The sequence below is a fragment of the Vibrio sp. Vb2960 genome, assembly GCF_033337665.1.
GTDB classification, from domain to species: domain Bacteria; phylum Pseudomonadota; class Gammaproteobacteria; order Enterobacterales; family Vibrionaceae; genus Vibrio; species Vibrio alginolyticus.
The window spans coordinates 1-9,378 of record NZ_JAWORD010000040.1 but is presented as its reverse complement, the minus strand read 5'-3'; the positions used below and the strand labels follow the sequence as shown (position 1 = coordinate 9,378).

The following is a 9,378-nucleotide window of genomic DNA, read 5'->3' as shown; positions in this document are numbered from 1 at the left end:
AAATTGTTCAAGAGTGATTCGGCACGCGTGGCATTTTTACTATGCGTTGGTTTTGGTGGTTAAGGTGTTATGCGGAAGCATCGGTATTGCGTGCCTCACACCTTAACAAGGCGTTAGCTTACTGGAGCTATGACAAAATATCTTTAAATAAGTAAGCTACCTAGGCAGTAGCTCACTTTGGCATCACAAGTTATTTACTCGATGACTTGCTAGGTTTTAGCCCTGGAGTGTTACCAGGAGTCTTTTTGTTGTCACGTCTGCGTTGGTCAGGCTTCCCTGTTGATTTTGCGATTGGTTTTGGACCTGGTTTAAGAGCCATAGTTGTATTCCTTAAAAGTATAAGAGCAAATCTCTCGCAAATAATATATTCGTATTCATGCGTATGGACAGTGACTGGTGTTCTATTTCCATTTAAAATTTGTGGATATGTCGTTGGCTTAAAACGCTGTGTTGGCAAGTTTAGTAGATACAGATGGTTAGTAAGCTAACAAACTGTTTAAGAGTGATTCTCAACGCGTGGCATTTTTAGTATGCGTTGGTTTTAGTGTTTAAGGTGGTATGCAGCGGCTTCGGTATTGCGTTGCTCACCCCTTAACAGGGCGTTAGTACGGGTTTGACATCAAAGGTCATAAGTTTTGGTGTTTATCTGTTTTGGCGCTCGTATTTACACCTTTCAGTTAGTGCCTTTCACGTTCTTTCCGGTGGCACTATATGCGAAGTGTTCGCTTTGATTTCATCGTTTACGGCTTCTAACTCTTAGCCTATTTCTTTGGTGCTTCTTCATTTTCGTGGTGGCTTTTGAGAGAACCTTGATTACTTTTGTTGTGGCTGTTGAAGTACGAGGAAAGAATCCTTTTCTAATTTGAAGCAAGTGAAAGTAGGGCAGTTCAGTGCGTTTTTCTTCTAGCCAACTTTCGTCTTTCAATCGGGGTAAAGTTTTGTCGCTGCCCGTCTCACTTCAGTGTTCAAAGCCTTTCATATCATCTCAGTTTTCAATATCTTGGAGCGCATAAATAGAAGTAGCGCATGTACTAACAAATTGCTTAAGAGTGATTCGTAACGTGTGGCATTTTTACTTTGCGGTGGCTTATGTGATTAAGGCGCTGTGCGGTAGCTTTTGTATTGCGTTACTCACACCTTAGCAAGGCGTTAGGCGACATGAGACAAACGATAGACTAGTGGATAGTATCTTGGCGTGAATCTAGCTTCAGTTAACAGAAAAGGAGTGGATTAATGAATGGTAAAGCATTTGATAATTGGCAAAAATCGCGAAAGAAAGGATGTTTAAATTGGCTTTTCAGAACAACTTTCGTCACAGCCATTTTGTACATGATTTTTAATGTTATTTTCCTTTATCCATCTTCTGATGCTGCAAGCATTACGATTTTCTTATCGGATAATGCTCTTAATTACTCAATTTACACGATCGGGATGTTTTTCGCATTTTGGGCTATTTGGCTATACAACGAATCTTCGTATGAGAAAGAAGTTAAACGTAGAAATGTCGCCTAACAAACTGTTCAAGAGGGATTCGCAACGCGTGGCATTTTCACTATGCGTTGGTTTTAGTGTTTAAGGTGGTATGCGGTGGCTTTGGTATTGCGTTGCTCACCCCTTAACAGGGCGTTATGCTTTAGAATATTTTCCCAAGTCATTACTTTTCTGGTAAAGTATCTTTTTCCAAATTTTTTGCGTTTATGTTTTTAATTTTGATTGCTTTGATTCTTCTTGTTTTCTTTTTGTTTTTTAGCAAGAAAGTTAAAAGGCCTTATTATTTTGCATATAATCTAAATCAGTCTAATAGAAGGGATTTTATAAAGTCCATCTTATTTTTTGTTGTCATTTATCTCTTTGTAAATATTGCGACGGCAATTAACTATTTGATTGGAGATATAAGCTACTGCACTGGGGGTATAGAGGGTTTTTCAGCTTGCGTACAGCTTTCGTGGTCTTCTCCGATGGAGGCTATCATATTCATAGCTATACATTTATACTTCTTTAGTATATATAAATCAGTATTGTTAGACGATGATGGTCAAATCGTTCTAGAAGTTAATCGATGGAAGTTGTTGTTCAATAGTAAAATATCAGGAAGCTTACATCTTAGAGACTCTTTTTCTCTAAAAGATAGGGAGAATATGATTTATGAAATGCAAGGCATTGTCAGTTCATTAACGAGACTTGGTGGTGGACAAGTGGTCATTAAGACGCATATTTTTGACTTTCAGGAAAAATATAAATTAATAAAACTTGTTAGAAATATAGATCCTCAACCTATGTATAATTCTAGAGATATGCCTTGGTGTCTTAAAGTATTATATAAAATATCAATGTTCAGACTAATGAATACTAAAAAGTATCGAAAAAGAAAGAAGGCACTACGTAGGGTTTTAAAAAAACAAGAGCTTTCAAATTGGTTTAAACTTAAGTTTGTCGTGAAGTAAAGCATAACAAGCAATTTAAGAGGGATTCACAACGCTTGGCACTTTTGCTTCTACTTCAGTTTTAGTGTTTATGACACAATGCTTTAGGTTTGTGTGGAGGCGTTGTTCACCTCTTAATTGGGCGTTATGCATCAGAGGGCTTCATGGAATTTATAGATAGACCTGTAGGCGCAAATCAGGAAGAAATATACAAGTTAGAAACTATATTTCAAATAACTCTTCCTGAAAGTATGTTGAATTGGTGGAGTGTTAGCGATGGCCCTATAGTCTATTTTGGGTTCAAAGAGTTACAGTTCTTTTCTTTGTCGGAGATATACGGCGAAGATATTTATGGGGTAAAGCACGATATGTCTGGCGCAATGCCAATTTGCTTAGATGGTAATGGGAATATTTGCGTGGCCAGAATTGAAGGTGGTGTTATATCTGGCTTTTATGTCGTTGATTCTAGTGATTTAGGTTGGGAACAAGCGAAAATTATAAGCTGTGAATTCTTAAAGTTTGTGAACGATAGCTTTTCACCCGAAGAACGACTAAATGCATAACAAAGCATTTAAGAGTGATTCGCAACGCTTGCCGTTTTCGCTTCGCTCAAAGTATAGGCAAGCGCTGCTCACACCTTAATGCGGCGTTATGTGTCAGTGAGACTACCCACATACAAATGAGACTCTATATTCATATTGGTTTATATATTGAGTTTTAATTCAAAGACTGGGGTAACTATGGCTATTGTAAGACAAATGGAAAACATAACTCTTGAACGTGATTCTAGTCATTCTGAAGTGAACGCCACATACACAGTAGTAGTCGGTGATAATGGTGAAAAATATCTTCAAGTCGACACATATGGCTCAACAAAGCGACAGGAAATCGGTAAAAAGAGCCAATCAGTCAGGTTCTCACCAGAAGCAATTGAGCAACTGAAAAGTATAATTGCTGCACTCTAACTTACACATAACAAAGCATTTAAGAGTGATTCCCAACGCTTGGCACTTTCCATTCCATCGTTGGGTTTTGTGTTTAAGGTGGTATGCGGAAGCATCGGTATTGCGTTGCTCACACCTTAACAGGGCGTTAGGCTTTTGGAGGAAACATGGATATTTCCCTTAGACGGGCGGGCGAGACAGATATTCCTTTCTTGCTGTCATTACGTGATAAAACGATGAGGCAGTATCTAGAAGAAGCAGGTATGCCAACGAGTACCGAAGAATATGAAAAGAGAATACGCTTTGAGTTTCCTCATGCGCAAATCGTTGAATTGGATGGTAAGCCTATTGGGTTGTTCAAAGCCACATACACCGAAGAACTTAACTATTGGTATTTGGTTCAAATCCAGATCTCTCCTGAGTTTCAAGGTTTGAAAATAGGCAGTAAGCTAATTCTTGGCCTAATTGCTAAAGCGGAAACAACGAAATCTAAGGTTGGGTTAAACGTGATTGAAACGAATCCAGCTAAGCAACTGTATTTGAAGTTGGGCTTTGAAGTCGTGAAAAGCTCTGGGGCTGAGCAGTTGTTGGAGCTACAAGCCTAACAAACTGTTCAAGAGGGATTCGCAACGCGTGGCATTTTCACTATGCGTTGATTTTAGTGTTTAAGGTGGTATGCGGCGGCATCGGTATTGCGTTGCTCACCCCTTAACAGGGCGTTAGAGTACTCCTAGTAAAGTAACATAGAGTTAACAAAATAATGTTAGATAAATTAGTTGGTAAGGTTATTAATTTCAAAGCGGTCACTAAAACCAAGGTACAGTTTGAATTAAGTGAAAATAATTGTGTAATCGAACTTCAAGTATCTGATGCTTGGGTTATTAATCGTAATGATGAAGTTACTGTTGTCGGCGAGCGGGACTCAAAAACAGGTAAGTTTATTGCCTATGCTTACAATAACCACACAAAGGGAGTATTTGGTAAGTATGATGCCCAAGTAGTAGGTGGATGGTTGTTTGTTGTTATTGGGCTATTCTTTTTTTGGGCTATTTTTCCACTGTTCTTACATGTTCCTGCAGGAATCAAACAGATTTCGCTTGGGAAAAAAGTTAACGAAGCTTTTGACTTGGTGACACAGAGCAAAGTGCTCTAACAAAGCATTTAAGAGTGATTCGCAACGCTTGGCATTTTCGCTTCGCTCAAGTATAGCCAAGCGCTGCTCACACCTTAATGCGGCGTTAGGTGTCATAAAAAGGAGAAATTCATGGAACACGTAGATTTATTTCCATTGTTACACAATAGGATGAATAAAGAAGAGCAATCAGTTCCTGAATATATTGGTGAATTTGATGGAGTATCTTCGTTGCCCAAAGGAGATTATCCAGCCATTTATTTTTGGGTTGATCGCGATAATTCAAATAGTGTCAGGCTCTCCTTTAACACGCCAAAGCTTGAACGTTGGTGTATGGAAGAGGCAGTAGCCAATGGCTTTAACGCAGATTCGATCGAACCAAATGTAAAGCAAGCTCTGGTTACATTGCAACAAGTTAGTACACCAGCTTTTGAAGCCATGATTACAGAGATGTTTAATTCTGAACCTGACTCGCCAAACCCAGAAAATTCACAAGTAACAGAGTCTTCTAAACCTAAAAAGTGGTGGCAGTTTTGGTGAAAAACACCTAACAAACAATTTAAGAGTGATTCAGCACGCGTGACATTTTTGGTATGCGGTGGTTTCGGTGTTGAAGTGCAATGCAGCGGCTTGGTCATTGCGTGCTTCACACCTTAATTGGGCGTTATGGCTTTCGGAATAATTCGAGTTAGGTAGCACAGTTGGTATTACTAAATATAGTGCCATGCCTCTCGCTAATCGAGCGTTATCAACTTATCATATATCAACTGTTAATCGAAAAGTTGAAAGTTTATGTCATTCCCTCCTTGTCCAAATTGTCAGTCTGAGCATGTGTATCAAGATCAAGCTAACTTGGTTTGTCCGGAGTGTGTGTTTGAGTGGAACCCTGATGAAGTTGCCCAAGATGAACTTATTAATGTTAAGGATGCAAATGGTACTTTGTTAGCCGAGGGTGACAGAGTTACTTTGGCAAAAGATCTTAAAGTTAAAGGTAGCTCCCTGGTGTTGAAAATCGGTACAAAAGCAGTTGTCAGGCGTATTTTTGATAGTAAAGACCACCAACTCGACTGCAAGGTCGATGGTGCTGGAGAAATGATGGTAACAGCGGCGTTCGTGAAAAAAGCTTAGGCTCGCGAAGTTAAGTATCGCCATAACAAAGCATTTAAGAGTGATTCGCAACGCTTGGCGCTTTCGCTTCGCTCAAGTATAGCCAAGCGCTGCTCACACCTTAATGCGGCGTTATGTAGCCGCGAGAGGACGGTAAGTTAAAAGGATTTATATATGTTAAATATTCGGCAAGCTCGCATTGAAGATATCAGTGTTATCAAGAAACTACAGTTTCAGCTTAATGAGTATCATCAAGCAAATTTACCTGATGACTTTTTATCACCGGAAGAAATTGAACAAAAAATAGACCTACACAAGATAATCAAAAGTGAAAGCTCGATTTTTCTGGTAGCCGAAAGCAAAGGGCAGTTAGTAGGTTTTGTTTTTGGTGAGCTATGGGTTCGTAAGTCTTGGACTCTCAAAGAGCGAAAGATCGCAAACGTTGAACAGATTGTTGTGGATTCATGCTTTAGGAGTCAAGGTGTTGGAGTGGCGCTAATAGCGGCATTTGAGGAAAGGGCTATTTCTAACGGCGGAGAAGAGCTGTGGTTAGAAGTATATTCTTTCAATGAATCAGCTCTAGCTTTGTATCGCAAAGCTGGTATTGAGCCCAAGATCCAAATTGGACAGAAAGCACTAACCTGAAAGTCGGCTACATAACAAATTGTTCAAGAGTGATTCGGCACGCGTGGCATTTTTACTATGCGTTAGTTCTAGTGGTTAAGGTGGTATGCGGAAGCTTAGGTATTGCGTGCCTCACACCTTAACAAGGCGTTAGGCGAATGGAGTAAATAATGAGATTTTTGATTGTTATTTTGGGGATGTTTTCCACATTAGCTGCGACGGCAGAAGAGACTCGATGTGGATGGCTTGAAAATCCTTCTCCTGCCAATATGTGGTTGATTGATCGCGATGGCTCATGGGATATATCAGTCCAAGGTACTTCAAATGCATTGGACGATAAATCGATGGAACTGCTTTATCAAGCGACTGCAAATGAAAATGAATTTGTTAGAACAAATCGAAACTATGGTTTTAGTTGTGCTTGCTTAACAGTGGACGTAGACGAAGAGCAAAATTCGATTACAACAATCTATAAATCCAAGCAGTTACCTTTGAAGCAGTGTTTAGAGGACATATCCATAACGAAAGATATTCCACTTCCTTTTAAGTAATTCGCCTAACAAACTGTTCAAGAGGGATTCGCAACGCGTGGCATTTTTACTATGCGTTGGTTTTAGTGATTAAGGTGGTATGCGGCGGCGTTTGTATTGCGTTGCTCACCCCTTAACAGGGCGTTAGCAGTCTAAATTGTTACCTGTGACTTTTGAGCTAATATCAATAAACACAAACTCATATGAGAAAGTTTTATGGATAAGGCTAGATTGAAGAATGCATTGTTTGAACTGAGTAATGATAATTCCACTGAAGTGCAAAATGGACTTAAGATGTTAAGGCAGCATTACTATGCTGAAGAGCAGTTGATCTCCGCAATTAATTTAGCAAAAGCTGCGGGTTACGAATCATACGAAATAGCGAACAAGCAGTATGGTAGTTTTGCGAGAAAGTTAAGTGAAAAATCTGGCTTCATCCCCAATATTATCAGAGATGGAAAGCCAGTATGGACCTTTGTTGTTTGCGATGAAACATCACACAATCGTTCTTCTGGTTATGTGTGGAAGTTACGTTCTGAAGTGTCTGAGCTCCTAGAGGAGTTAGGATTGGTAAAGAAAAACCTAGCCGCAAAGAGCATCGTTGATGATATTCGAGATGCAGAAGTCAGGCTCAGTGGTGAAAAATATCGGGAGGCAGTAATTCAAGCTAGGTTAGGTCAAGGCCAGTTTCGAAAAAATCAAATTGATTACTGGCAGTCTTGTTCTGTAACTGGTTTTTCAGAACCGTCTCTTTTAATCGCATCACATATAAAGCCATGGAGCGAAAGTTCTATAAGTGAAGCTTTATCAGTAACAAATGGACTGCTGCTAACCCCCAACTTAGATAAAGCTTTTGATAAAGGTTACATTAGCTTTGATCGTTCTGGAAATATAATAATTTCGGACATTTTGAGTGTTGATGAGCGTGAGATGTTTGGTATCAACAAAAATATGAAAATCAGGGAAAATAAATTTAGTCCTGAGCATAAAGAATTTATGTGCTTTCATAACGAGAAAGTATTTAAAGGCGACTGCTAACAAGCTGTTTAAGAGTGATTCGCAACGCGTGGCATTTTTACTATGCGTTGGTTTTTGTGATTAAGGTGGTATGCGGAAGCTTAGTTATTGCGTTGCTCACACCTTAACAGGGCGTTAGCCATACAAAAGACGTCCATGTCCTTTGGTTATGCTGCTTCTTCCCAAAACTCTTCAAGATTCTTGATCTCTTTATTAATGCGAATGAACGTTTTTTCATAGTCACCATTAAAAAAGAACTCTTTTCCTGTTGTAAGATCTAGGACTGAATACTCGAACTCATGATCACCGATGGCTTCCTCTGTCAATGCACAAATAATGTTTGCACGTTCTTGAGTCATCTTGTCGGAGCCGCTGAAGTGAAGTTTGACTAATCTGGGTTGCCCGTGTAACACGACGTGTAACTCGGGATTGCAGTTTATACTTGTACGTGAGTAGTTATAGTAATCTCTTGGTGGTGTAAAAGCAGTTATGTTTTTACCAGACTGCCAGTCCCTAAAATGATTAGCTACCAACTCATAGTTAACTTTTTTACGTGAGTCTTTTTGCTTGCGGCAGACTTCGTAAAGATATGAAATATGTCTTTTCTTAGTGAACAAGTGCTTAATGGCTGTTCGAAGCGGCAAATAATAATCTTTGTAAAAAGCGTATGGACCGCGTTTCGATAAGCTTCTAATCTTTGTTTGCTTTGGTTTTCCTGACGCTACTACAATCGTAGAAAACTCGGATACACCTAATTCTGGCATATGTATTCCTCATTTTTTGGGGCAATATCACGTTAATTTTAAGTGCAATTGAATGCAATGTAACCATTGAGTCAAAGTGGTTATTTCATCAACTTGCATATAAATCTGTGAGTCTAGGTGTATGTTTTCTGCGCACAGTAGTGGCTAACAAGGCGTTTAAGAGGGATTCTCAACGCTTGGCATTTTCAGTTTGATTCGGCTTTAGTGTTTACGGCACAATGGTTTTGGCTAGATGGTGGCGTTGTTCACCCCTTAACGCGGCGTTAGGTTTCTCCGCGGAAAACATCGAATTCGAGGATTTTGGATCATGGATTATGAAACGAAACTACAACTTGCGCACAAAGAATTAAGTGACAAAGGTGTTTGGAAGTCGAACTACAATCCTCCACTTGTACAGTTGTTACGTAAACTTGGACTATGTTTTCGGCCACCTTATTATCAGAGCTTTTTCGCAAACGTTATGCTTTGTGTGGTTTTCTTTGCTCCTGTTTGGGGAATCTTCCAATGGTTTCTTGTGTGGAACGAGCTAGATAAACCAGTTTTAGAAACAGTTTATATCTCGTTACTTACTGGCGCATTGTTTGGTTTAGTTATGGCAACCTTCTACTACATTAGGCGCAAGCAATTAAATCTAACAGACTGGGGTTCATTGGGAGAATAAGCCCAAAACCTAACAAACTGTTCAAGAGGGATTCGCAACGCGTGGCATTTTCACTATGCGTTGGTTTTAGTGTTTAAGGTGGTATGCGGCGGCATCGGTATTGCGTTGCTCACCCCTTAACAGGGCGTTAGGTGCTTGAAGGAAAAGGTAAGTATGGAAATTACTTTTCGGCAGAT

Annotated in this window: 14 protein-coding genes; 12 read left to right on the top strand and 2 right to left on the bottom strand. The window is 39.5% G+C overall.

The window, feature by feature from the left end; genetic code table 11:
- Window positions 1–190 precede the first annotated feature (190 nt).
- Window positions 191–319, bottom strand: a complete 129-nt coding sequence (locus R7O03_RS22115) for a hypothetical protein (protein WP_262647480.1) — start codon at window positions 317–319, stop codon at window positions 191–193.
- 914 nt (window positions 320–1,233) lie between these two features.
- Here R7O03_RS22115 and R7O03_RS22110 point away from each other — a divergent pair.
- The 11 genes from R7O03_RS22110 (at window position 1,234) to R7O03_RS22050 (ending at window position 7,798) form a co-directional block, all read left to right on the top strand.
- Window positions 1,234–1,512 carry a hypothetical protein gene (locus R7O03_RS22110; protein WP_020840791.1) on the top strand — a complete coding sequence of 93 codons (279 nt, stop codon included), beginning with the start codon at window positions 1,234–1,236 and terminating at the stop codon, window positions 1,510–1,512.
- A gap of 185 nt (window positions 1,513–1,697) precedes the next feature.
- Window positions 1,698–2,444, top strand: a complete 747-nt coding sequence (locus R7O03_RS22105) for a hypothetical protein (RefSeq protein ID WP_193280822.1) — start codon at window positions 1,698–1,700, stop codon at window positions 2,442–2,444.
- Between the two features lie 143 nt (window positions 2,445–2,587).
- Window positions 2,588–2,986 carry an SMI1/KNR4 family protein gene (locus tag R7O03_RS22100; protein WP_031857246.1) on the top strand — a complete coding sequence of 133 codons (399 nt, stop codon included), beginning with the start codon at window positions 2,588–2,590 and terminating at the stop codon, window positions 2,984–2,986.
- 177 nt (window positions 2,987–3,163) lie between these two features.
- On the top strand, window positions 3,164–3,388 hold the full coding sequence (locus R7O03_RS22095) for a hypothetical protein (protein ID WP_031857218.1): 225 nt from the start codon (window positions 3,164–3,166) through the stop codon (window positions 3,386–3,388).
- Between the two features lie 146 nt (window positions 3,389–3,534).
- Window positions 3,535–3,972, top strand: a complete 438-nt coding sequence (locus R7O03_RS22090) for a GNAT family N-acetyltransferase (RefSeq protein ID WP_140059237.1) — start codon at window positions 3,535–3,537, stop codon at window positions 3,970–3,972.
- 155 nt (window positions 3,973–4,127) lie between these two features.
- The gene (locus tag R7O03_RS22080) at window positions 4,128–4,520 is read left to right on the top strand and encodes a hypothetical protein (protein ID WP_000884724.1); all 393 of its coding nucleotides are present in this window, start codon (window positions 4,128–4,130) and stop codon (window positions 4,518–4,520) included.
- Window positions 4,521–4,631: 111 nt separating this feature from the next.
- The gene (locus R7O03_RS22075) at window positions 4,632–5,039 is read left to right on the top strand and encodes a hypothetical protein (RefSeq protein WP_318132041.1); all 408 of its coding nucleotides are present in this window, start codon (window positions 4,632–4,634) and stop codon (window positions 5,037–5,039) included.
- Window positions 5,040–5,291: 252 nt separating this feature from the next.
- Window positions 5,292–5,627: a zinc ribbon domain-containing protein YjdM gene (locus R7O03_RS22065; RefSeq protein WP_318132040.1), complete on the top strand. Its 336-nt coding sequence runs from the start codon at window positions 5,292–5,294 to the stop codon at window positions 5,625–5,627.
- A 153-nt stretch (window positions 5,628–5,780) separates the two neighbouring features.
- Window positions 5,781–6,251 carry a GNAT family N-acetyltransferase gene (locus R7O03_RS22060; protein ID WP_239939218.1) on the top strand — a complete coding sequence of 157 codons (471 nt, stop codon included), beginning with the start codon at window positions 5,781–5,783 and terminating at the stop codon, window positions 6,249–6,251.
- Window positions 6,252–6,400: 149 nt separating this feature from the next.
- On the top strand, window positions 6,401–6,781 hold the full coding sequence (locus R7O03_RS22055) for a DUF4087 domain-containing protein (protein WP_046875139.1): 381 nt from the start codon (window positions 6,401–6,403) through the stop codon (window positions 6,779–6,781).
- Window positions 6,782–6,976: 195 nt separating this feature from the next.
- On the top strand, window positions 6,977–7,798 hold the full coding sequence (locus R7O03_RS22050) for an HNH endonuclease (RefSeq protein ID WP_213894478.1): 822 nt from the start codon (window positions 6,977–6,979) through the stop codon (window positions 7,796–7,798).
- 146 nt (window positions 7,799–7,944) lie between these two features.
- On the opposite strand, the gene R7O03_RS22045 is transcribed toward R7O03_RS22050, so the two are convergent.
- A complete protein-coding gene (locus R7O03_RS22045) occupies window positions 7,945–8,541 on the bottom strand; it encodes a hypothetical protein (RefSeq protein ID WP_021485168.1) in 597 nt (198 codons plus the stop codon).
- Window positions 8,542–8,848: 307 nt separating this feature from the next.
- On the opposite strand from R7O03_RS22045, the gene R7O03_RS22040 reads away from it, so the two are divergent.
- Window positions 8,849–9,202 carry a DUF6404 family protein gene (locus R7O03_RS22040; RefSeq protein WP_318132039.1) on the top strand — a complete coding sequence of 118 codons (354 nt, stop codon included), beginning with the start codon at window positions 8,849–8,851 and terminating at the stop codon, window positions 9,200–9,202.
- Window positions 9,203–9,378: the final 176 nt, after the last annotated feature.